This window comes from Streptomyces sp. NPDC087428 (genome assembly GCF_044744085.1).
Taxonomy (GTDB): domain Bacteria; phylum Actinomycetota; class Actinomycetes; order Streptomycetales; family Streptomycetaceae; genus Streptomyces.
The window spans coordinates 252,177-273,803 of the sequence record NZ_JBIUXR010000013.1; the positions used below are offsets into that span (position 1 = coordinate 252,177).

The following is a 21,627-nucleotide window of genomic DNA, read 5'->3' on the forward strand; positions in this document are numbered from 1 at the left end:
CACCGGGCGCCTCCTGGGACGCATAATAGGGCGATACATCGGATGTCTGGAGGTCGCCCATGGCTGTCACTGACGAGGCCATCGAGAAGATCAAGGGAATGATCGTCTCGGGTGCGCTACGGCCCGGCGATCGTCTCCCCAAGGAGAGCGAACTCGCCGCGGAGCTCGGCCTGTCCCGCAACTCGCTGCGGGAGGCGGTGCGCGCCCTGTCGCTGATCCGCATTCTCGACGTGCGCCAGGGCGACGGCACGTATGTCACCAGTCTGGATCCGCAGTTGCTGCTGGAGGCGCTGAGCTTCGTGGTGGACTTCCACCGCGACGACACGGTGCTGGAGTTCCTGGCGGTCCGCCGGATCCTGGAGCCGGCCGCGACCGCGATGGCGGCGAGCCGGATCACCGAGGAGCAGCTGGATCTGCTGAGCTCCCAGCTGGACGCCCTGGGCAGCCGCCCCTCGGTCGAGGAGCTGGTGGCCTGCGATCTGGAGTTCCACCGCGGCATCGTCCAGTCGTCGGGCAATTCGGTGCTCTGCTCGTTGCTCGACGGTCTTTCGGGGCCGACGACGCGGGCCCGGGTCTGGCGCGGTCTGACCCAGGAGGACGCGGTGAGCCGGACGCTGCACGAGCACCGGGCGATCGTGTCGGCGCTGCGGGACCGTGACGCGGAGGCCGCGCGGTCCTGGGCGACGGTGCACGTGGCCAGTGTGGAGCAGTGGCTGCGGTCGACGCTGTAGCGGCGGGTGCGGGGTGAACCGGGGCTCAGCCCCGCACCTGAGACGCCGGCGGGGCTGAAGAGAGTTCAGCCCCGCCGGCGTTCTTTTGAGCTGGTACCGCTCAGTCCTGCTTCTCACCGCTCGCGAAGCGGGAGATGACCAGCGCGACGATGATGATCGCGCCGTTGAGGAACTGGTTCCACAGGGCCGGGACGCCGCCGAGGGTCATCACGTTGACCACCAGCTGAAGCGTCAGTACGCCGGTCAGCGCACCGAACAGGGTGCCGCGCCCGCCCTTGAGGCTGATGCCGCCGATGACCGCCGCGGCGAACACCTGGAAGATCCAGCCGTTGCCCTGCGTCGCGGCGACCGCGCCGTAGTGGCCGGTGTAGAGGATGCCCGCGAAGGCCGCCAGCAGACCGCCGATGGCGAGCACGATCCAGGTGACCCGGTCGACCCGGATACCCGCGGCGCGCGCCGCTTCCGGGTTGCCGCCGATCGCGTACAGCGAGCGTCCGTGCCGCAGCCAGGCCAGCGCCGCGCCGCCGATCGCGAAGAGCACCAGGCAGATCCAGACCGCGGCCGGAACACCGAACCACTGGCTCTTGCCCAGGTAGCGGAAGGACTCCGGGACGTCGGTGATGGACTTGCCCTCGGTGATGCCGATGTGGAGTCCGCGCAGCATGGTCAGCATGCCGAGCGTGGCGATGAAGCCGTTGACCCGCAGCTTCAGCATCAGGAAGCCGTTGATCGCGCCGATGACGAGGCCCACCAGCAGACAGAGCGGAATCGCCATCCAGGTGGGGAGCACTCCGAGGCCGGCGAAGCGGCCGTCGTCGCCGGGCAGCACCAGCCACATGGCGACGACGGGCGCGATGCCGATCGTCGACTCCAGCGACAGGTCCATCCGCCCGCAGATCAGGATCAGCGCCTGGCCCAGGACCAGCAGGCTGAGCTCGGAGGACTGCTGGACGACGCTGATCAGGTTGTCCGAGGTCAGGAAGACCGGCGAGACGATGAAGCCGATCACCATCAGCACCAGGATCACCGGCACCAGGGAGAAGTCGCTCCACCGGATCAGCTTGAGCCGGCTCAGCGGACTGTCGTCGCCGAGCCCGCCCTTCGGTCCCCTGTTGATGTCGTCGGCCGTGGACGGCCGTATCGTGCCGGTCATTCCCTTTCCCCCACACCTTCCATGGCGGCGACGAGTTCCCCGTCGGTCCACCCGCTTGCGAACGTGGCGACCACTCGCCCGTGGAACAGGGCGAGCACCCGGTCGCAGACCCGCAGATCGTCCAGCTCGTCCGAGACGACGACTGCGGCATTGCCCTCGTCGGCGACCCGCCGGACGACCCCGAGGAGCGAGTCCTTGGACTTGACGTCCACCCCCGCGGTGGGCCGGACCGCCACCAGCACGCTGGGCTTGCGGGCCAGCGCGCGGGCGACCACCACCTTCTGCTGGTTGCCGCCGGAGAGCCCGGAGACGGGCTGCTCGGGGCCCTGGGTCTTGATGTCCAGCGAGTCGATCATGCCCCGGGCGAACTCCCGCGTACGGGAGGGCAGTACGGTCCCCCACGGTCCGAGCTGGTCGGTGACCGTGAGGGTGGCGTTCTCGGCGACGCTGCGCTGCAGGACGAGACCCTGGTCGTGCCGGTCCTCGGGGATGTAGCCGATCCCGGCGGCCAGCGCGTGCGGCACGCTCCCCGAGCGCACGGCCTCGCCGTGCACCCGGACCGTGCCGCCGCCCGCCTTGCGCATCCCCGCCAGGACCTCGCCCAGCGCGGTGTTGCCGCTGGCCGCGGAGCCGGCCAGGCCGAGCACCTCACCGGGGCGCACCTGGAGGTCCAGGGGTTCGAACCTGCCCTCCAGGGTGAGCCCCTCGGTGCGCAGGACGGGCTCCGCCGACGCGTCGGGCGGTGCGGCGGTGCCGGCCGCGTGCCAGGCGACGGCGCCGCCGGACTTCTCGCCCGTCATCGCCGCCACCAGGTCCGTCTTCGACACGTCCGCCACCGGGGCGGTCAGGACGTGGCGGGCGTCGCGGTAGACGGTGACCGCCGTGCAGAGCTCGTACACCTCCTGCAGGTGGTGGGAGATGAAGAGGAACGCCACTCCCTGGCTCTGCAGTTCCCGGAGCTTGTCGAAGAGCCGCCCGATGCCCCGGGCGTCGAGCTGGGCGGTCGGCTCGTCGAGGATGATCAGCCGCGCGCCGAAGGACAGCGCGCGGGCGATCTCGACGAACTGCCGCTGCTCGACGGCGAGGTCGCGCGCCCGGGTGTTCGGGTCGACCTGGACGCCGTAGTCGGCGAGGAGCTGCTCCGCGCGCTTGCGCAGCCGCCCCCAGCTGATCCAGCGGGCGTTGTCGTCGAACCGGTTGAGGAAGAGGTTCTCCGCGACGGTCAGATCGGGGACGACCATGGACTTCTGGTAGACGCAGGCGACCTTCGACTGCCAGGCCGTGGTGTCCCCGAAGGCGGGCGCGGGCTCCCCGCCGAAGGTGACCGTGCCCGCGTCCGCCCTGTGGAGTCCGGTCAGCACGCTGACCAGGGTCGACTTGCCCGCGCCGTTGCGGCCGACGAGGGCGTGCGACTCACCGGGCTGCACGGTGAGCTGCACCCCGTCGAGCGCGACGGTGGGTCCGAAGCGTTTGACAACGCCTTCCGCCTGTACGGCAGGTGGTGGTGCCTGGTCCATGGCTAGCTCTTCTTCTCCAGCTGGTTGGCCCACAGCTTCGGGTCGTCGACGTTGTCCTTGGTCACCAGCGGCGCGGGGAGCTGGTCCTCGAAGCCGTTGGGGATCTTGATGATGTTGGAGTCGTGGTCGGTCGGGCCCTCCTTGAAGGTCTTCCCGTCCAGCGCCGCCTTGGCGTAGTACAGCGCGTACTTCGCGTACAGGTCGGCCGGCTGGGAGATCGTCGCGTCGATCTTCCCGGCCTTGATGGCGTCGAACTCCTCCGGGATGCCGTCGTTGGAGATGATGGTGATGTGGCCCGGCGAACCGGCCGGCTTCAGCAGCTTCTTCTGCTCCAGGAGCGCGAGGGTCGGCTGGAGGAAGACACCGCCGGCCTGCATGTAGATGCCGTTGATGTCGGGGTGGGCGGCCAGCGTCGACTGGAGCTTCGCGGAGGCGACGTCACCCTTCCAGTCGGTGGCCAGCTCGAACACCTTGATGTCCGGGAAGTCCTTCTCCATGCAGGTCTTGAAGGCCTCGGAGCGGTCGCGGCCGTTGATCGAGGAGAGGTCGCCCTGGAACTCGACGACCTTGCCCTTGCCCTTCAGCTGCTCGCCGAGGTACTTGCAGGCGTTGGCCCCGTACGCCTTGTTGTCGGCGCGCACCACCATGTAGATGTTGCCCTTGTCGGGGCGGGTGTCGACGCTGATGACCGGGATCTTCTTCTCGTTCAGGGTGCTGAGCGACTCGGCTATCGCGCCGGTGTCCTGAGGAGCCATCACCACGGCCTTGGCGCCCTGGTCGGTGAAGGTCTGGACGTTGGCGACCAGCTTGCCGATGTCGTTCTGCGAGTTGGTGAGCGGCAGCGCCTTGACCTCGCCGCTCTTGACCCCCTTCTGGATGTAGTTCTGGTAGGAGTTCCAGAAGTCGCTGTCGCTGCGCGGCAGGTCGATACCGACCTTCCCGCCACCCGCACCGTCGTCCGATGATTCGCGGTTGCAGCCCGCGAGGGCAGTGACGGCCAGCAGTACGGCGCAGGCTGCCGCACTCGTCGTACGCACTCTCATTGGTGTCCCGTTCCTTTGTGGAGTACCGGCTCGGAGATCTGATGGCATTACTGGGGTGCGTGGTGCAGGTGGTGCGGGGTGCGCGGCCCAGATGTTCGGCTCGGGCCGCGCACCCTCCGGTCAGCTGCCGGCGGGGCGCAGGCGCAGGCCCTGCATTCCGCCGTCGACGGCCAGTGCGGTACCCGTCACGGAGGCCGCGGCGGGGCTGGCGAGGTAGACGACCGCGGCGGCCACCTCGTCGGCGGAGACCAGCCGGCCCAGCGGCTGGCGGGCGCTGAGCGCCGCGCGCTCTGCGGCCGGGTCGTCGGCCTGGCCGAGCAGCCGGCCGACCCACGGGGTGTCCGCGGTCCCGGGGTTGACGCAGTTGACGCGGACGCCCTCGCGGACGTGGTCGGCGGCCATCGCGAGGGTCAGCGAGAGGACCGCGCCCTTGCTCGCGCTGTACAGGGCGCGCTGCGGCAGCCCGGCGGTCGCGGCGATCGAACAGGTCTGCGTGATCGAGACGGCGCCGGGGCGCTCGGCGCCGGCGCGCCGCAGATGCGGCAGGGCGTGCCGGGCGGTGCGGACCATGCCGAGGACGTTGATGTCCAGGACCCGGGTCCACTCGTCGTCGTCGTTGTCCTCGACGGTGCCGATGGAACCGATGCCCGCGTTCGAGACGAGCGTGTGCAGGGAGCCCAGTTCGGCTGCCGCCCGGTCGACCGCCTCGCGCACGGCCGCGTCGTCGCTGACGTCCGCCGTGACGGCGAGGGTGCCCTCGGGGGCGCCCGCGGTCTCCCGGTCGAGGACCGCGACGCGGGCCCCGCGCTCCAGGAGCATGGTCGCGACGGCGGCCCCGATCCCGGAGGCACCGCCCGTCACCAGGGCGTTCATTCCCTCGAAGTCGCGTGTGCCGGTCATCGGCCGTCCTCCTCAGTGGTGCGGCGGGCCTGCCATACGGGGCCCTCCGGGTAGCGGTGTGCGGCGATCGACCCGGGAAGCATCCGGGCGGAGAAGCCCGGGGACGAAGGTGTCCGGTAGCGGCCCGAGTCGATCACGGTGGGGTCGGCGAAGTGTTCGTGCAGATGATCGACGTATTCGATCACTCGGTCCTCCCAGGTGCCGGAGACCGCCACATAGTCGAACATCGAGAGGTGCTGCACCAGCTCGCACAGGCCGACGCCGCCCGCGTGCGGGCAGACCGGAACGCCGTACTTGGCGGCGAGCAGCAGGATCGCCAGGTTCTCGTTGACACCCGCGACCCGGGCGGCGTCGATCTGGACGAAGTCGACCGCGCCGGCCTGGAGCAGCTGCTTGAACACGACCCGGTTGGCGACGTGTTCGCCGGTGGCGACCTTGACCGGCTGCCCGGCGCGCACGGCGGCGTGGCCGAGGATGTCGTCGGGGCTGGTCGGCTCCTCGATCCAGTGCGGGTCGTACGGCGCGAGCGCGGTCATCCACTCCACCGCGTCGGCGACGTCCCAGCGCTGGTTGGCGTCGACCGCGATCCGTACATCGGTGCCGACGGCCTCACGGGCGAGCCCGAGCCTGCGGACGTCGTCCTCCAGGTTGCCGCCGACCTTCAGCTTGATCTGGGTGAAGCCGTCGGCGACGGCCTCCTTCGCCAGTCTGACCAGCTTGTCGTCGGAGTAGCCGAGCCAGCCGGGCGAGGTGGTGTAGGCGGGGTATCCCTCGGCGCGCAGCCGCTCGGCCCGCTCGGCCCGGCCCGGTTCGGCGGCGCGCAGGATCGCGAGCGCCTCCTCGGGGGTGAGGGCGTCGCTGAGGTAGCGGAAGTCGACGAGGGAGACGAGCTCCTCGGGCGTCATCTCGGCCAGGAACTGCCAGACGGGTCTGTCCGCCCGCTTCGCCGCCAGGTCCCAGGCGGCGTTGACGACCGCGCCGGCCGCCATGTGCATCACGCCCTTCTCGGGCCCCAGCCAGCGGAGTTGGGAATCGTGGGTGAGGTCCCGGTACAGCGCACCGAGGTCGGCCGCGGTGCGGGGCACGGGACGCCCCACCACATAGGGCCGCAGCGCCTGGATGGCGGCCGCCATCACCTCGTTGCCGCGCCCGATGGTGAAACAGAAGCCATGTCCCTCGATACCGCCACCATCATGGTCCGCGGCGTCGGTACGCAGTACGACATAGGCAGCCGAGTAGTCGGGATCGGGGTTCATGGCGTCCGAGCCGTCCAGTTGTTCCGAGGTCGGAAAACGGATGTCGTGAACCTCGAAATCCGTGACGGTCTGACTCATGTGCGCCCCCAGGGGAAATAACATCGGACCTCTGCTCTGGTCATCCGATGTATAGCGCCCCGAAGGCCCCAACGTCCAGGGTTGAGGCGAAATTGCCCCCACACAGCTCGGATGTATGGCGGACCTGATGCCCTGATTCGGCCGGTGATGCACCTTCGTGGCCCGGGTTCGCCCGGCCGTGCGCGGGGGCTGCGGCGAGGGTGGCCGGAAGCCGTAAGGTTGTTCCGTACGCAAGGGAACTTCGGAAGGAGGCCTGGGTGATCGAGCTCGAGGGCGTTCCCGAGCTGATCGACCCGGTCATGGTGGCGGCGTTCGAGGGGTGGAACGACGCAGGTGACGCCGCTTCCACGGCGGTCGCGCACCTGGACCGGGAGTGGAAGGGCGAGGTGTTCGCGGCGCTGGACGCCGAGGACTACTACGACTTCCAGGTCAACCGCCCGACGGTGTGGCTGGACGGCGGGGTGCGCAAGGTCACCTGGCCGACGACCCGGCTCTCCGTGGTCCGCATCGGCGGGGACAAGCCCCGCGACCTCGTCCTGGTCCGGGGCATCGAGCCGTCGATGCGCTGGCGCTCGTTCTGCAACGAGATCCTGGGCTTCGCCCATGAACTGGGCGTCGAGATGGTGGTGGTGCTCGGTGCGCTGCTCGGCGACACCCCGCACACCCGTCCGGTCCCGGTCAGCGGCGTCACGTCCGATCCGGACCTGGCGCGGACCATGGACCTGGAGGAGACCAGGTACGAGGGGCCGACCGGCATCGTCGGCATCCTCCAGGAGGCGTGCACCCACGCGGGTGTGCCGGCCGTGAGCCTGTGGGCGGCGGTGCCGCACTACGTGTCGCAGCCGCCCAACCCGAAGGCCACCCTGGCGCTGCTGAACCGCCTGGAGGATCTCATCGGGCTGCGCATCCCGCTGGGTGAACTGGCCGAGGACGCGCGCGCCTGGCAGCTCGGGGTCGACCAACTGGCCGCCGAGGACAGCGAGGTGGCGGAGTACGTGCAGACGCTGGAGGAGGCCCGGGACACCGCGGAGCTTCCCGAGGCGAGCGGCGAGGCCATCGCCCGGGAGTTCGAGCGCTATCTGCGGCGCCGGGACCCCGGCCCGGGTTCCGGTCCGGGCGGGCACGCGACGGAGAGCGGCGACGGCTCGTATCTGCGGGACACGTCGAGCGGCCGGACCAGGCCGCCGAAGCCGCCCCGGCCGGATACCGGACCGGGGCCGGTGAGCGGTTCGGGAAGCGGGTCCGCGACCGGGTCCGCGGCAGGCCCCGCTCCGGGCTCCCCGCCGAACTCCGCGCCGGGCGAACGGCCGGAGGCCGCTCCGGGAAGCGCCCCGGAGGATGCCTCGCAGGATCCGCCGGAGGACTCGCCGGGCAGCGCGTCGGAGGATTCGTCGGAGGACTGAGCCGGACAGCCGGGAGCCGGGCGGGTGGACACCCGCCCGGCTCCCTCGCTTCGTCGCGGACCCTCAGGAGCAGGTGAAGCGCGCGGCGCCCCAGTCACCGTGGTCGCCGGTCTTGGACCCGTTGGTGTCCGTGACCTTCAGACGCACGTGGCGCGCGCCGTCGAGCGGCACGTCGACCGGTACGGCCGCCGACGCCCCCGTCACCTTCGGCGAGGTCCAGAGGACCTTGCCGTCGGCCTCGACGGAGAACGCGACCTCGCCGTATCCGTCGATCTCGTCGTCGATCCCCGCGTCCGCGGTGAACTTCGAGCACTGTCCGCCGAGATAGACCTCGATGTCGGAGTCGGCGTGGGTGCCGATCCCCTTCTCGTACACCTTCCCGGCCAGCGTGAGCGGGCCGCCGTCGGCCGCGCCCGATTCGCCGTTGCTGCGGTCGCGCTCCGCCGGACCGTAGCCGTTGACCGAACTCAGCCACGCCAGATCGCTCGCCCACACCTCACCGGTGGGCGGCGCCGGCATCACCCCGGCGGCGATCCGCCGGACCGCCGTACGGGATTCGCCCGCAGAGCGGTAGCGGGCGCGCGCGGTGATCCGCGCCTCACCCGGCGCGGCGTCCTCCGCCGGGGTGACCGACACCTCGACCCGCCGGGTGGTACCCGCCGGGATCCGGTGCACGGCGGGGGCCGGGGTGGTCTTCCAGCCCTCGGGGACGTCCAGGGAGACGGCCGCGTCCGTGACGTCGGCCTTGCCCGCGGTGACGTCGACGGCGACGGTGGCCGTGGCGCCCGCGCCGACCTCCTGGCCCCGCGGCGCGGAGACGGTGGCCGTCGCGGCCGCGTTCCGTCCGCCGACCGCGCTGGCCTTCTCCAGCTTCACGGAGAACTTCTTGCCCGTGGACAGCGGTGCCGTCTTGATCTTCACCACACCACCGCGGTCGTCGCGGTCGTACCACCAGCCCTGCTTCGCCGAGGCGTACGCGGCGGCGGAGCCGAGCCGGGGCAGCTTGCCGGTGAGCTTCACCGCGCTCGGCTCGGAGCCGGTGTGCACACTGAACTCGTACGGGCGGCTGCTCTGCTTCCCGGTGAACTTCCCCTTGCTCTCACCGATGTTCACGGTGATGTCGCCCGCGCCCTTGGCCGGGGCGCGGACATCGGCGGTCTGGGTGGCGTACGCGCCGTCGCGGTGCTTGCGGGTCACGCCGTCGTCCTCGTACAGGGTGAACGAGGACTTGCCCTGCGGGTAGATGTCCCAGGCGAGCGGGGAGCCGGCCGTGCGGTCCTTGTACGAGCGGATGCCCGGCCACATCGGCACGCTGGCGCCGCCCCTGACGAACAGCGGCAGGGTGTCGAGCGGGGCGCTGTAGTCGTCGACAGTGGCCGGGCCCTGGTAGGTCCGTCCGGTCCAGTAGTCGGTCCAGGTGCCCTTCGGCAGGTAGATGCCGTCGCGCTCGGTGCTGTCCTGGTAGACGGGGGCGACGAGGAAGTCCTCGCCGGACATGAACTCGTACTTCGCCGCGTCCGTCGCGGCCTTCGGGTCGTCCGGGTACTCCAGCACCAGCGGGCGGACCATGCCGACGCCGGTCTTCGTCGCCTCGTGCGCGTAGGAGTACTGGTACGGCAGCAGCGACTCCTTGAGCTTGAGGTAGTCGCGGTTGACGGAGGTGTACGGCTCCCCGTAACGGAAGGGCTGCTTGTCGCTGTCCGCCCAGCCGTCCATGGTCATCGTGGTGCCCAGGAACATCTTCCACTGGAGGTCACGGGTGTACGTCTTGGCGCTGCCGCCGAAGATGCCGTCGACGTCGCCCGTGGTGTAGGCGAGGCCGGACATCGTGGCGCCCGCGTAGGTCGGGATCTGCCAGCGGATGTAGTCCCAGGTGCCGTACTGGTCGCCGGACCACTGGACACCGCAGCGCTGCGCGCCCGACCAGCTCTCGGGGGCGTAGGTGAAGCCACGGGCGTCGCTGTTGTCCTCGATGCCCTTGTAGGCGTCCTTGCAGCCGTCCAGGGCGAACTTGTAGCCGTCCCCGATCCAGGCCACGTCGAGCTTGGCGACGCGCTGGCCCGCCTTGACCTGTTCAGCGATCTTGTCGATGCCGTCCTGGGTCCACAGGCCGAGCTGCATGTCGCGGTCCTGGAGGCCCTTGGCGGTCTCCGCGAGGTCCTCGTGACCGCAGCCGTAGCCGTCGTTGACGAGCATCCAGCCGTTCGGCATGTCGTTCTCGACGTAGCCGTCGGCGACCTTCAGCGAGTCCAGGGTGTGGCGCTCGCCGCGGTTGGCGTTGTGCAGGTAGCAGTCGGCGTCACCGATCTCCATGCCGTACACGGGCGGCAGGAACGGCTTGCCGGTGAGCTCGGTGTACTGGCCTATGACCTCCTTGGCGTCACCCGCGAAGTAGTAGGCGTCGAAGCGCTGTTCCTTCGCGCTGGTGGTCACCGGGTCGGTGAAGGCGTAGGTATTGGGCGCGAAGGTGTTGCGGAAGACGCCGTAGCCGGCCGACGAGAGGTAGAAGGGCACCGAGTTGGGATGTCCGCCGTCGTCCCAGTTGTAGTCGACGCCGACCTCGACGGTCTGCCCCCGGTGCGAGGTGTTGCCGCGGCCGTTCTGCATACCGGCGCCGTAGAACTGCTCGTCGGCGCCGCGTGCGAGGGTCTGGGTGGTCTGCTCGCCGTCCCAGCTGAGCCCCTTGGCCTCGGACCAGACCTGGCTGCCGTCTGCCCGGTACAGGGCGAATCGCAGGGGCGACTTGTAGGCACGCAGCGTGACGTCCCCGGTGGAGAGGTCGTAGCGGTCGCTGCGCTCCTTCCACCGGGTGCGGGGCGGCGATCCCTGAGGCAGCACGATGGCGTCGCCGGCCGGGTCCGAGAACGTGCCGTCCGGGGCGAGTTCGATCCGGAAGGTCTCGTCGGACACGAAGCTGACGCGGGCCTCGGCGGCCCCCGCACGCAGGTGGTAGACGGATCCGTCGGCCGAGAAGCCGGTGAGATCGCCGACCGTCGACCCGGCGGGGGCGGCCGGATCCGCCTCTGCGCTGCCCGGTCCGGAGAGGACGGCGAACAGCCCCAGCAGCGCTGCAACAACTGCCGTTCTGATGCGCGTTGATGATTGCATAGAGCGCTTTTAGCGCAGCATCGAGCATTTGACCATGGACAAAACGGAACCGGCCCCGAACTTCATCAAGAAGTTCGGGGCCGGTGAACGGACGTAATACCGGGGGCAGTTACAGCGCGACACCAAGCAGCGCGTCGACGGTGCGCGAGACGAGTCCCGGCGCCCCCTCGTCCGTGCCGCCGTCGGCGGTCTGCCGCTCGGCCCAGCGGTCCACCGCGGCCAGGGCCGCCGGGGTGTCCAGATCGTCGGCGAGGGCCTCGCGGACCTCCTCGACCAGGGCGTCGGCGGAGAGGCCGTCGGGCCGCGAGACGGCGGCGCGCCAGCGCGCGAGACGCTCCACCGCGTCGGCGAGCACCTGGTCGGTCCACTCCCAGTCGGACCGGTAGTGGTGCGAGAGCAGGGCGAGACGGATCTCCGCCGGGTCCACGCCGTCGCGGCGGAGCACCGAGACGAAGACCAGGTTCCCCTTGGACTTCGACATCTTCTCGCCGTCCAGGCCGACCATGCCGGCGTGCACGTACGCCTGGGCGAACGGGTGCTCGCCGGTCAGCACCTGGGCGTGCGAGGCGCCCATCTCGTGGTGCGGGAAGGCGAGGTCGGAGCCGCCTCCCTGGACGTCGAAGCCCATGCCGAGATGGTCCAGGGCGATGGCGACGCACTCGATGTGCCAGCCGGGCCGGCCGGCCCCGAGCGAGGCGCCGTCCCAGCTCGGCTCGCCCTCACGGGCGGCCATCCAGAGCATCGGGTCGAGGGGGTTCTTCTTGCCCGGCCGCTCCGGGTCGCCGCCGCGCTCGGCGGAGAGCAGCCGCATCGCCTCGGCGTCCAGGTTGGAGACCTGGCCGAAGCGCGGGTCGGTGTCGACGGAGAAGTACACATCGCCGTCGAGGTCGTAGGCGGCGCCCGCGTCACGGAGTCGTTCGACGAGCGGCACGATGCCGGGTATCGCCTCGACGGCTCCGATGTAGTGCTGCGGCGGGAGCATGCGCAGGGCAGTCATGTCCTCACGGAACAGGGCCGTCTCGCGCTCGGCGAGCTCGGTCCAGTCCTCACCGTCGCGCACGGCCCGCTCCAGCAGCGGATCGTCCACGTCAGTCACGTTCTGGACATAGTGAACCTGCCGCTTGGTGTCGAGCCACACGCGCTGAACGAGGTCGAACGCGTTGTAAGTCGCCGCATGACCCATATGGGTCGCGTCGTACGGCGTGATGCCGCAGACATAGATGCGGGCGACGGGACCGGGGTCAAGGGTGATCCGTCCGCCGGTCGCGGTGTCGTGGATCCGAAGGTCGCGGCCCTTGCCAGGCAGGGCGGGGACCTCAGAAGCGGGCCAGGCATGCATGCAATGAGCGTAACCGGACGCGGCTTCCGGATACGAACCGGAGGGGGCAACCTGTCCGAAGAGGCACTCTTGCGCACGGCCCGGAAAGGTGCCTCGCTCCCCCGGCCGCGTACCGGGGCCGGCCCGGGAGGGGCGGACGCGTCAGGGGCCGCCCGCCGCGCCCCGGCCTATACGGGCGGCCACGGAATGGCCGGCCAGCCACCGCTCGGCTCCCGGTGGAGCCCCGTGGCCCGCAGCCCCGCCACACGGGTCCGCAGCGCCTCGATCTCGGCCGCGGTGATCAGTTCGCCCAGCCGGGTGACCAGCGCGGCCCCCGCCTCCAGCTCCCCGGCCAGCCGGTCGAGCACCTCCACGGCCTCCGCCGGCAGCGGCTCGCCCGCCCAGCCCCACAGCAGGGTGCGCAGCTTGTCGTCGGCGTTGAAGGTGACGCCGTGATCGATCCCGTACAGCCGGCCGTCGGGCGCCGGCAGCAGGTGCCCGCCCTTCCGGTCGCCGTTGTTGATCACCGCGTCCAGCACCGCGAGCCGCCGCAGCCTGGGGTCGTCCGCGTGGACCAGCAGCGCGGTCTTCCCCTCCCCGACCTCGGCGAGGGCCACGGCCTTCCAGCCCTCGGCGGGCTCCTCGTCCTCGACGAGCGCGAGCAGCCCCGGTTCGTCCTCGCCCTGCGGCGCGGCCTCGATCCACAGCTGGCACATGCCCTGGCCGTAGGGCCCGTCCCGGAGCACGGTCGGCGGCACCAGACCCCAGCCGGTCGCCTCCGACACCTCGTAGGCGGCCACCTCGCGCTGGGCGAGCGTGCCGTCGGGGAAGTCCCACAGGGGCTGTTCTCCGGCCACCGGCTTGTAGACGCAGTGCGTCTGCTCGCCCTCGTACGCGACCGAGCAGTACAGCACCGCGTTGGACGCCCCCCGGACCTGTCCGAGAACGGTGAGCTCACCCTTGCCGAGCAGGGTCATCCGCTCGGCGTCGGTCAGGCCCCGCGGCGGTATCCGTTCTGGCGGGGGCATACGTGTCCTTCCGGATCGAGCGGCAGACTGCACAGCGGACACGGCGGGCGGCCGGCGTTCACGACGTCCAGGGCGCGTTTGGCGAAGGCGCGGGCCTGCGCCCCGCTGAGCCGGACCCGGAGCATCGGCGGGCCGTTCTCCTCGTCCTGGAGGAGCCGCTCCTCGGCCTCCGCGAGATCCTCGACGGATTCCGCGTCCAGCTCGACCAGTGCCTGCGCCTCGACGATCATGCGCTGTTCCTCGCCGTCCCAGGCGAGTGCCATCGTGCCGACGCGGAACTCCTCCTCGACGGGGACGTCGAGCGGAGCGGTGTCGGTGACGTCCATCGGGGCCACCGCGGGCACCGGGGAATTCCCCCCGGTGCGGCGGACCACCTCGTCGAGCAGTTCGTCCACCCGCTCGGCGAGCGCGGCGACTTGGGTCTTCTCCAGGGCCACGCTGGTGACACGTCCGCCTGAGGATGCCTGGAGGAAGAACGTACGACGTCCAGGCAGCCCGACCGTACCGGCCACGAAACGGTCCGGGGGGTCGTAGAGGAACACCTGACGGGACACGTCCTGTCTCCCTTGTGATGTGATGCGGATGAGGGGTCGGCCGGGGCGACGGGAGAGATCTCCCGGAAAGGCGCCTACGGCGCGTCCACCCTACTGCGCGGAGCGATCACGGCGCCCCAGCGCCGCCCCCGACCGCGGCATCGGCCTCTCCGTCCGCCGTCCCGCCCTCGTCGGGGGCCGGTTCGCGCGGGGCCAGCGGGGCGAGATCGCCCGTGTCGCCGAGCCTCAGCAGGAAGGGCCGCAGCCTGGTGTAACGGATCGCGGTGACCGAGCACGGGTCGGCGTGGACCCGCTGGAAGAGGTCCAGGTGCATGCCGAGCGCGTCGGCGACAAGGGACTTGATGATGTCGCCGTGCGAGCACATCACGTAGACGGCGCTCTCGCCGTGCTCCGCCTCGATCCGCGCGTTCCACTCCCGGACCGCGTCGACGGCGCGTGCCTGCATCGCCCTCATGGACTCGCCGCCGGGGAACGCCGCCGCCGACGGGTGCTGCTGCACGACCGTCATCAGCGGCTCGTCGGCGAGCTCGGCGAGCTTGCGGCCCGCCCAGTCGCCGTAGTCGCACTCGCTGATCCGCTCCTCGGTGTGCAGCGGCAGGTCCGGCCGGGCGTCGAGCAGCGGCCGCAGCGTCTCGCGGCAGCGTTGCAGGGGGCTGCTGACGACCGCGGCGATGGGCAGCGCGGCCAGCCGGCCGGGGAGCGCCGCGGCCTGCTCGGCGCCGCGCTCGTCGAGCGCGACGCCGGGAGTCCGGCCCGCGAGCACCCCGGCCGTGTTGGCGGTGGAGCGTCCGTGGCGTACGAGGATCAGGGTGGGCATACCGGCCAGCCTAAGGGCTGTCCCGCGGTTCCTGGCGGGACAGCCCTTAGGCAGCCGCTCCGGCAAAGGTGCGCCGGGAACCGGAGCAGGGCAGAATGCGCGCCGTGATCGTGGACTGCGCCATCTACCGGGACGGACGCCGCACCGACGGCCCGGCCGACTTCTCCGATGCGCTCGAAGAGGCTCGGGCCACCGGCGACGCCTTCTTGTGGATCGGCCTGCACGAGCCGACGGAGAAGGAGTTCGAACTGGTCAGCAGCGAGTTCGGGCTGCACCCGCTGGCGGTGGAGGACGCCCTGGCCGCGCACCAGCGGCCGAAGCTGGAGGTGTACGACGACTCGCTGTTCGCGGTGATAAAGCCGGTCCTGTACGACCACGGGAGCGACACGGTCAGCACGGACGAACTGATGGTGTTCATAGGCGACTCGTTCGTGGTGACGGTCCGCCACGGCGAGGCCGCGCCGCTGGCCGCCGTGCGCCGCCGGCTGGAGTCCGAGGCCGATGTGCTCAAGCACGGGCCCACGGCGGTGCTGTACGCGATCAGCGACGCGGTCGTGGACCACTACATCGATGTCGCGGGCGAGCTCCAGGTCGACCTGGAGGAGCTGGAGACGGAGGTCTTCGCCCCGTCCGTCACCGGCGACTCCAAGAACACCGCGGCCCGCATCTACACGTTCAAGCGCCAGGTGCTGGAGTTCCGCAGGGCGACGGTCCCGCTGGCCGCCCCGATGGCCCGGCTGGCGAGCGCGGGGGTGCCCTTCGTCCGCGAGCGGTCGCAGCCCTTCTTCCGGGACGTGCAGGACCATCTGACGCGCGCCAACGAGCAGGTGGAGGGCCTCGACCGGCTGCTCTCCGACATCCTGTCCGCGCACCTCGCCCAGATGGGGGTGCGGCAGAACGACGACATGCGCAAGATCTCGGCCTGGGCGGCGATGGCGGCGGTGCCGACCATGGTCGCGGGGATCTACGGCATGAACTTCAAGCACATGCCGGAGCTGAGGTGGGCGTGGGCCTACCCGGCGGTGATCCTGCTGATGGCGGGCGTGGTCCTGGGCCTGTACCGGCAGTTCAAGCGGCGCGGCTGGCTCTGACGGGGGCGGCGGAGCCGGCGGTCACGCGACAGCCTCTCAGCCGAACTCGGGGGCCGGCACGGCCGGACCGCCCAGCGCGTCGCGCCGCTCGGGCGGCACCAGGCTCACCATGCGCCGCCAGCCCACGAGGCGCTCGTACGCGTAGACGGCGTGGATTCCCGCGGCCAGCACGGCGGCCTTGGCCCTGGGCCAGCCCAGGATGCGGCCCATGTGGTCCATCACCGCGAGGCTGACGTCGCGGTAGACCCGGATCTCGCCGAGTGCGCACTCGCGCAGGATGCTCTGGATCGTGCGGCCGTGTCCCGACCGGGCGAAGCGCAGCAGCTCCTCGTGGCAGTACGCCAGGTGGTTGTCCTCGTCGTTCGAGATCATCCGTACCGCGCGGCCCAGGTCGGGGTGGTCGGCGAAGTACCTCCGCAGCAGCCGCATCTGCTCGGAGGCGCGCTGTTCGGTCACCCGGCTGTGCGCGAGGTAGGTGATGATGTCGCGCTCGGCGAGCGGTTCCTCCCGCCCCAGCCGCTCATGGGCGAGGCCGATGCCGTACTTCTCCAGCAGCATCGTGTAGTCGGTCTCGTGCGGCACCTCGACGGGCGTGAGTCCGCGCTTCCTGAGCAGGGCGTTGAAGATCCGGCCGTGCTTGTCCTCGTCGGCTCCGTGCCGGGCGATCTTGGGGGCCAGCGCGCGCTGGCCGGCGGGTGCGAGGGCCGCGATGCGGCCGTTCTCCCAGCCTCCCTGGGACTCCCCGCCGGCGGCGATGGAGCAGAACAGCCGGAACGACTCGTCGTCGTCGAGAATCTCCTGGAACAGGTTCTTTGCCGAGAGCATCACTGTCACCTCCGTGCCGGCATCCGCCGAGCGACAGTCAAATGCTCCCGGCGCCGACGGGCAACAGGAAGGCCCCCGGACTGGGCCGAACGTGCGGACGGTGTGGATACACCGCTGGGGAACCGTTTCCGCACGGGCCCCGTAACCCAACCGCCCCGGTCGCGTTGTTCCGCGTGACGGCCGTGGCGGGGAGACCCCCGAGCCCCCACCACGGCCGTAGTGCTGCCCCGCCGCGGGCAACGGGCCTCAGGCGAGCCCGGACCGCTCCAGCGCGTCCGTACCGGCGCGCAGCGCGGCGATCCGCTCGTCGAGCGTGAAGCCGGCCGGGGCCAGGGTCAGGGTGGTGACCCCCGCGGCCGCGTAGGCCTGCATCCGGTCGGAGATCCGCTCCACCGGCCCCAGCAGCGTGGTCTGGTCGATCAGCCGGTGCGGCACGGCGGCGGCCGCACCGCTCTTGTCGCCGGACAGGTACTTGTCCTGGACCTCTGCGGCTTCCTTCTCGTACCCCATGCGCCGGGCGAGCTGGTTGTAGAAGTTCTGCTTGCGGCTGCCCATGCCGCCGACGTACAGCGCGGTGTACGGCCGGAACATGTCGGCGAGGCCGTTCACGTCGTCGCCGACGGCGAGCGGCAGGGTCGGGCAGACGTCGAAGCCCTCCATGGTCTTGCCGGCCTTCTCCCGGCCCGCCCGCAGATGCTTCACCGCGGTGTCCTCCAGGTGGTCCGCGGAGGGGAAGATCAGCAGCGCCCCGTCCGCGATCTCACCGGTCTGCTCCAGGTTCTTCGGGCCGATCGCGGCGATGTACAGCGGGATGTGCTCGCGCTGCGGGTGGACGGTCAGCTTGATCGGCTTGCCCGGTCCGTCCGGCAGCGGGAGCGTCCAGTGCTGTCCCTCGTACGAGAGCCGCTCGCGGGTCATCGCCTTGCGGACGATCTCGACGTACTCCCGGGTGCGGGCCAGCGGCTTGTCGAACTTGACGCCGTACCAGCCCTCGGAGACCTGCGGTCCCGACACCCCGAGGCCGAGCCGGAACCGGCCGCCGGAGAGCGAGTCGAGAGTGGCCGCGGTCATCGCCGTCATGGCGGGCTGGCGGGCCGGGATCTGCATGATCGCGGAGCCGATGTCGATGGACTCGGTCTGCGCGGCCACCCAGGTCAGCACGGTCGGGGCGTCCGAGCCGTAGGCCTCGGCAGCCCAGCAGACGTCGTAGCCGAGCCGGTCGGCCTCCTGCGCGACGGCGAGGTTGTCCCCGTCCATCCCCGCACCCCAGTAACCGAGATTGATGCCGAGCCGCATAACCGCTCCCCTTACTGATCAGTAACGTCCCTGTGCTCCGGACTCTAGCGCGCGGGAACACGATCCGGCAGGGGTGACCCGGGCCCCGGTTGTCCACAGGCCTGCGACGAGTGGACACCCGGCCAGTAATCTCAGCGCCCATGGAGCAGAGGCATCTCGGCCGCACCGGCCTTCGAGTGTCCCGGATCGGGCTCGGCACCCTCACCTGGGGCCGGGACACCGACGAGCACGACGCTGCCGAGCAGCTGAAGGCCTTCTGGGAGGTGGGCGGCACCCTGGTCGACACCGCGGACGTGTACGGCGGCGGCGAGTCCGAGTACCTGCTCGGGCGCCTCGTCGAGGGCCTGGTGCCGCGGCACGATCTGGTCATCGCGACGAAGGCCGGCAGTGTGCCCGACCCCTACCGCAGGTTCAACGGTTCGCGCGGGCACCTGCTGGCCGCCCTCGACGCCTCGCTGGCCCGGCTCAACACCGACTACGTGGACCTGTGGCAGGTGCACGCCTTCGACCCGGTGACGCCGCTGGACGAGACGCTCCAGGCACTCGACATCGCGGTGTCCAGCGGGCGCGCCCGGTACGCCGGGGTGTCGAACTTCTGCGGCTGGCAACTGGCCAAGGCCGCGACCTGGCAGCTGGCCTCGCCCGGCGTGCGGACCCGGCTGGCCAGTACGCAGATGGAGTACTCGCTGCTGCAACGGGGCGTGGAGCGCGAGGTGCTGCCGGCGGCGCTCGACCTCGGTGTCGGGCTGCTGCCGTCGTCGCCGCTGGGCCGGGGCGTGCTGACCGCCAAGTACCGCACCGGCACCCCGGCGGGCTCGCGCGGCGCCTCCGAGCTGCTGGCCCCGTTCGTCGAGCCGTACCTCGACGACCCGGCGAGCCGCATCGTGGACGCCGTGGCGACCGCGGCCGACGGGCTGGCCACGACGCCGCTCCAGGTGGCGCTCGCCTGGGTGCGGGACCGGCCGGGGGTGGTGGCCCCGATCGTCGGCGCGCGCAACGCGCGCCAGCTCGCGGAGGCATTGTCAGTGGAGGCGCTTAGTCTTCCTGACGAGATCTGCCGCGCGCTCGACGATGTGTCGGCGCCCGTGCACCGCTATCCCGACCAGGACTGGAGCACGCTGTGACTGCGCTTCCCCGGGGGGAATCCCCCGGCCCCTCGGCCACCGACGACGACAGCGTTGTCGCGGACGCCTCCACGGACATCCCGGCAGAGGAGCCGGCAGCCGGGCCCGAAGAGGCGGCCTCCGAAGCGAGCGACGAGGAAAGCGCCGACGGTACCGATGACGCGGCGGCGTCCGGCGCGGTCCCCGCCGCGGGGACCGACGGAAGCGCCGACGGTGACACCCCGGCCGCCCCGGCCGTCTCCGAGGCCGAGGCGGAGCTGGCCGCCCAGCGCGAGCTGCTGGAGCGGATCGAGAAGCGCAAGGCCGAGAAGGACGGCCCCATCCCCGCCGGTACGAAGCTGAGCGGGCCGGCCGCTGATCTGCTGGCCGCCGTGCGCGCCGTGGAGAGCGGCGAGAAGCCGGGAGCCGCGTTCTTCGACTCCCCCGCTCCCACCGCACCCCGCCGCGCCGTCCCCGCGCCGCCCCCGGTCCGGGAACGGGCCGCCGAGTCCGTCCGCGCCCCCCTGGGCGCCGCTCCGGAGGCGGTCGCCGCCGTGGCGGCCGTGCTGGCCGCCGGCGGGGCTCCCGAGAACCTGGCCGCCCCGGCCGCCGGAACGCTCGGCGCGCAGGCCGCAGAGGCCCTGCGCGAGGACCCCTGGCAGCTGCTCTCCCTCCCCGGCGTCGGGCCCGAGCAGGCAGACGGCTTCGCACGGGCGCTCCTGGGCGATGCGTGCGGGCCCGACGACGAGCGGCGCACCGCGGCCCTGGTCGGCTGGCTGCTGGAGCGCGCCGCGCTCCAGGGCCACACCGCGCTGGACGCCGCGGAGGTGCGGGCCGCGCTCGCCGGGCGGGCGGTGACCGACCCCGAGGCGGCCGTCCAGCACGCCGTCGCCGAGGGCGTCGTCCTGGTCTTCCAGGACGGCGCGCAGGACGAGGAGACAGCGGAGACCGAGGACGCGGCCGAGGACCCGACCGAGGGCGCGGAGGCCGGGGACGGGCGGGAGCCGGTGCGGGTGTTCCTCGGCCTCGACCGGTACGCGCTGGCCGAGGAGAGCCTCGCCGACGGGCTGGCCCGGCTGGTGAACGCCTGCGAGAAGGACGCCGACTGGTCGGAGGCCGCCTCGTCCGCGCCCTCCCCCTCGGCCGCCGAGCTGATCCGTACGGCCGCGGCCCACGGGCTCGTCGCGCACACCGGCGGCGAGGCCGCCAGGGCCGAGCCCGCCGCGCTGATCGCGGCGGCGAGCGGCCTCGGTCTGCGGGCACTGGGCGCCACCCACAGCACGGACGGCCGGCAGCGGCTGGCCGAGGCGGTCGGCGACCCGTCGGCGGCCGTCACACTGGCCGGGCTGCTCTCCGGCGCCGAGGGCCCCGGACGGGACGAGGAGGGGGCCGTGGCCATCGATCTCCTCGTCGTGCTGGACGCCCCGCAGCTCGACGTCGAGACCGGCGCGATGCTGGTGGAGGCGCTGGCCGACGGGACCCGTCTGGTACTCAGCGGCGATCCGGGCGTACTGGGCTCCGCGGGTGCGGGGCGGGTGTTCGCCGATGTGCTGGCCGCCCGTGCGTGCCCGCAGACCGTCTCCCGTACGCCGGACCCCGGTCCGATCGGTGAGCTGGTCTCCGGCATCGGCATCGGGGAGCTGAACCAGGTGGCGGCGCCGGGCCGGGAAGTGGTGATCGTGCCTGTGCGTGACGCGGGCGAGGCGGTGCACCGCACGGTGCAGCTGGTCGCCGACTCGGTGCCGCGCGCCATCGGAGTGCCGTCGTCCGACACCCAGGTGATCACCGTCGGCCACGGCGGCTCCGCGGGCACCCGGGCGCTGAACGAGGCGCTCAAGCAGCGGCTCAACCCCGGCCCCGGACGGTTCGGCGGCTTCGACCCCGGCGACCGGATCGCCCATGTCCCCACACCGGGCAGGACCGTGCCCGGCGTGGTCGTCTCGGCCGACACCGAGGGCCTGCACCTGGACTGTGCGGGGACCCCGGTCGTCGTGCCGCAGGAGCGGGTGGAGGCGTCCGTGCGCCACGCCTGGGCGCTCAGCGCCCATCAGGCGGCCGGTATGCGGTGGCCCGCGGTGGTCGTCGTACTGCCCGGTGACGCGGCGCAGGGGCTCAGCCGCCCCTGGGTCTACACCGCCTTCAGCCGGGGTGAGCGGCATCTGTCGGTGGTGCACGGGGTGGATCAGGCCCTGCCGCGCGCCGTCGCCGAGTCCCCCGCGCAGGACCGCACGACCCGGCTGCGCACGCTGCTGGAGGCGTCGGACGGGTGAGACGGGAGGGCCGGGGGGGGGGGGGGGGCCCCCCCCCCGCCCCCCCCCCCCGCCCCCCGGCCCCCCCCCCCCCCCCCCGCCCCGGCCCCCCCCCCCGCCCCCCGGGCCCCGGGGAGACAGGCCCCGGGGGCGACCC

17 protein-coding genes are annotated in these 21,627 nt (G+C 71.8%); 5 read left to right on the forward strand and 12 right to left on the reverse strand.

Annotated features, from left to right (window positions below; translation table 11 throughout):
• The first annotated feature begins 59 nt into the window (after nt 1-59).
• Entirely contained in the window at nt 60-731 is a 672-nt protein-coding gene (locus ACIO3R_RS27895) for a FadR/GntR family transcriptional regulator (protein ID WP_123468707.1), read from the forward strand.
• Nucleotides 732-831: 100 nt separating this feature from the next.
• Here the strand turns inward: ACIO3R_RS27895 and ACIO3R_RS27900 are convergent, their stop codons facing one another.
• From ACIO3R_RS27900 to ACIO3R_RS27920, 5 genes are all read right to left on the reverse strand, one after another.
• On the reverse strand, nt 832-1,884 hold the full coding sequence (locus tag ACIO3R_RS27900; RefSeq protein ID WP_385036562.1) for an ABC transporter permease: 1,053 nt from the start codon (nt 1,882-1,884) through the stop codon (nt 832-834).
• Nucleotides 1,881-3,401: a sugar ABC transporter ATP-binding protein gene (locus tag ACIO3R_RS27905; protein WP_385036563.1), complete on the reverse strand. Its 1,521-nt coding sequence runs from the start codon at nt 3,399-3,401 to the stop codon at nt 1,881-1,883. The genes ACIO3R_RS27900 and ACIO3R_RS27905 overlap by 4 nt, the downstream gene beginning before the upstream one ends.
• Before the next feature lie 2 nt (nt 3,402-3,403).
• Nucleotides 3,404-4,444: a sugar ABC transporter substrate-binding protein gene (locus ACIO3R_RS27910; protein WP_363030395.1), complete on the reverse strand. Its 1,041-nt coding sequence runs from the start codon at nt 4,442-4,444 to the stop codon at nt 3,404-3,406.
• 120 nt (nt 4,445-4,564) lie between these two features.
• Nucleotides 4,565-5,344 carry an SDR family NAD(P)-dependent oxidoreductase gene (locus ACIO3R_RS27915; protein ID WP_402109574.1) on the reverse strand — a complete coding sequence of 260 codons (780 nt, stop codon included), beginning with the start codon at nt 5,342-5,344 and terminating at the stop codon, nt 4,565-4,567.
• On the reverse strand, nt 5,341-6,678 hold the full coding sequence (locus ACIO3R_RS27920) for an L-fuconate dehydratase (protein WP_385036565.1): 1,338 nt from the start codon (nt 6,676-6,678) through the stop codon (nt 5,341-5,343). The genes ACIO3R_RS27915 and ACIO3R_RS27920 overlap by 4 nt, the downstream gene beginning before the upstream one ends.
• Nucleotides 6,679-6,935: 257 nt before the next feature.
• Between ACIO3R_RS27920 and ACIO3R_RS27925 the strand changes: the two genes are divergently transcribed.
• Nucleotides 6,936-8,081 (forward strand): PAC2 family protein, encoded by a 1,146-nt coding sequence (locus ACIO3R_RS27925; RefSeq protein ID WP_385036566.1) that lies wholly within the window; start codon nt 6,936-6,938, stop codon nt 8,079-8,081.
• Nucleotides 8,082-8,144: 63 nt separating this feature from the next.
• Here the strand turns inward: ACIO3R_RS27925 and ACIO3R_RS27930 are convergent, their stop codons facing one another.
• The 5 genes from ACIO3R_RS27930 to ACIO3R_RS27950 all read right to left on the reverse strand — a co-directional run bounded on the left by ACIO3R_RS27930 (nt 8,145) and on the right by ACIO3R_RS27950 (nt 14,906).
• Nucleotides 8,145-11,189, reverse strand: a complete 3,045-nt coding sequence (locus ACIO3R_RS27930) for an NPCBM/NEW2 domain-containing protein (RefSeq protein WP_402109580.1) — start codon at nt 11,187-11,189, stop codon at nt 8,145-8,147.
• A 109-nt stretch (nt 11,190-11,298) separates the two neighbouring features.
• Nucleotides 11,299-12,528, reverse strand: coding sequence for a cysteine--1-D-myo-inosityl 2-amino-2-deoxy-alpha-D-glucopyranoside ligase (mshC, locus tag ACIO3R_RS27935; RefSeq protein ID WP_402109585.1), 1,230 nt, complete (start codon nt 12,526-12,528; stop codon nt 11,299-11,301).
• Between the two features lie 167 nt (nt 12,529-12,695).
• Entirely contained in the window at nt 12,696-13,535 is an 840-nt protein-coding gene (locus ACIO3R_RS27940; protein WP_402109587.1) for an SCO1664 family protein, read from the reverse strand.
• Nucleotides 13,499-14,089 carry a DUF3090 domain-containing protein gene (locus ACIO3R_RS27945; protein WP_123528141.1) on the reverse strand — a complete coding sequence of 197 codons (591 nt, stop codon included), beginning with the start codon at nt 14,087-14,089 and terminating at the stop codon, nt 13,499-13,501. The genes ACIO3R_RS27940 and ACIO3R_RS27945 overlap by 37 nt, the downstream gene beginning before the upstream one ends.
• 106 nt (nt 14,090-14,195) lie before the next feature.
• Complete coding sequence (locus ACIO3R_RS27950) at nt 14,196-14,906, reverse strand: histidine phosphatase family protein (protein ID WP_385039830.1); 711 nt, start codon at nt 14,904-14,906, stop codon at nt 14,196-14,198.
• 95 nt (nt 14,907-15,001) lie between these two features.
• Here ACIO3R_RS27950 and corA point away from each other — a divergent pair, with 95 nt between their 5' ends.
• Nucleotides 15,002-15,997: a magnesium/cobalt transporter CorA gene (corA, locus tag ACIO3R_RS27955; RefSeq protein WP_402109591.1), complete on the forward strand. Its 996-nt coding sequence runs from the start codon at nt 15,002-15,004 to the stop codon at nt 15,995-15,997.
• A 36-nt stretch (nt 15,998-16,033) separates the two neighbouring features.
• Here corA and ACIO3R_RS27960 read toward each other — a convergent pair whose 3' ends face one another.
• Both ACIO3R_RS27960 and ACIO3R_RS27965 read right to left on the reverse strand, forming a co-directional pair.
• Nucleotides 16,034-16,822, reverse strand: a complete 789-nt coding sequence (locus tag ACIO3R_RS27960) for a ferritin-like domain-containing protein (protein ID WP_385039824.1) — start codon at nt 16,820-16,822, stop codon at nt 16,034-16,036.
• 246 nt (nt 16,823-17,068) lie between these two features.
• Complete coding sequence (locus tag ACIO3R_RS27965) at nt 17,069-18,118, reverse strand: LLM class F420-dependent oxidoreductase (RefSeq protein WP_385039821.1); 1,050 nt, start codon at nt 18,116-18,118, stop codon at nt 17,069-17,071.
• A gap of 140 nt (nt 18,119-18,258) precedes the next feature.
• Between ACIO3R_RS27965 and ACIO3R_RS27970 the strand changes: the two genes are divergently transcribed.
• Both ACIO3R_RS27970 and ACIO3R_RS27975 read left to right on the forward strand, forming a co-directional pair.
• A complete protein-coding gene (locus ACIO3R_RS27970; protein ID WP_385039818.1) occupies nt 18,259-19,242 on the forward strand; it encodes an aldo/keto reductase in 984 nt (327 codons plus the stop codon).
• On the forward strand, nt 19,239-21,491 hold the full coding sequence (locus ACIO3R_RS27975; protein WP_402109595.1) for an ATP-dependent RecD-like DNA helicase: 2,253 nt from the start codon (nt 19,239-19,241) through the stop codon (nt 21,489-21,491). Before ACIO3R_RS27970 ends, ACIO3R_RS27975 begins: the two co-directional genes overlap by 4 nt.
• The last annotated feature ends 136 nt before the right edge of the window (nt 21,492-21,627 follow it).

What these genes read in the sequence shown, in the direction of transcription:
- ACIO3R_RS27970 (WP_385039818.1), top strand. Translation starts at nt 18,259, where the DNA reads ATGGAGCAGAGGCATCTCGGCCGCACCGGCCTTCGAGTGTCCCGGATC.
- corA (WP_402109591.1), top strand. Translation starts at nt 15,002, where the DNA reads ATGCGCGCCGTGATCGTGGACTGCGCCATCTACCGGGACGGACGCCGC.
- mshC (WP_402109585.1), bottom strand. Translation starts at nt 12,528, where the DNA reads ATGCATGCCTGGCCCGCTTCTGAGGTCCCCGCCCTGCCTGGCAAGGGC.
- ACIO3R_RS27910 (WP_363030395.1), bottom strand. Translation starts at nt 4,444, where the DNA reads ATGAGAGTGCGTACGACGAGTGCGGCAGCCTGCGCCGTACTGCTGGCC.
- ACIO3R_RS27920 (WP_385036565.1), bottom strand. Translation starts at nt 6,678, where the DNA reads ATGAGTCAGACCGTCACGGATTTCGAGGTTCACGACATCCGTTTTCCG.
- ACIO3R_RS27960 (WP_385039824.1), bottom strand. Translation starts at nt 16,822, where the DNA reads ATGCTCTCGGCAAAGAACCTGTTCCAGGAGATTCTCGACGACGACGAG.
- ACIO3R_RS27905 (WP_385036563.1), bottom strand. Translation starts at nt 3,401, where the DNA reads ATGGACCAGGCACCACCACCTGCCGTACAGGCGGAAGGCGTTGTCAAA.
- ACIO3R_RS27965 (WP_385039821.1), bottom strand. Translation starts at nt 18,118, where the DNA reads ATGCGGCTCGGCATCAATCTCGGTTACTGGGGTGCGGGGATGGACGGG.
- ACIO3R_RS27940 (WP_402109587.1), bottom strand. Translation starts at nt 13,535, where the DNA reads ATGCCCCCGCCAGAACGGATACCGCCGCGGGGCCTGACCGACGCCGAG.
- ACIO3R_RS27915 (WP_402109574.1), bottom strand. Translation starts at nt 5,344, where the DNA reads ATGACCGGCACACGCGACTTCGAGGGAATGAACGCCCTGGTGACGGGC.
- ACIO3R_RS27895 (WP_123468707.1), top strand. Translation starts at nt 60, where the DNA reads ATGGCTGTCACTGACGAGGCCATCGAGAAGATCAAGGGAATGATCGTC.
- ACIO3R_RS27930 (WP_402109580.1), bottom strand. Translation starts at nt 11,189, where the DNA reads ATGCAATCATCAACGCGCATCAGAACGGCAGTTGTTGCAGCGCTGCTG.
- ACIO3R_RS27900 (WP_385036562.1), bottom strand. Translation starts at nt 1,884, where the DNA reads ATGACCGGCACGATACGGCCGTCCACGGCCGACGACATCAACAGGGGA.
- ACIO3R_RS27950 (WP_385039830.1), bottom strand. Translation starts at nt 14,906, where the DNA reads ATGCCCACCCTGATCCTCGTACGCCACGGACGCTCCACCGCCAACACG.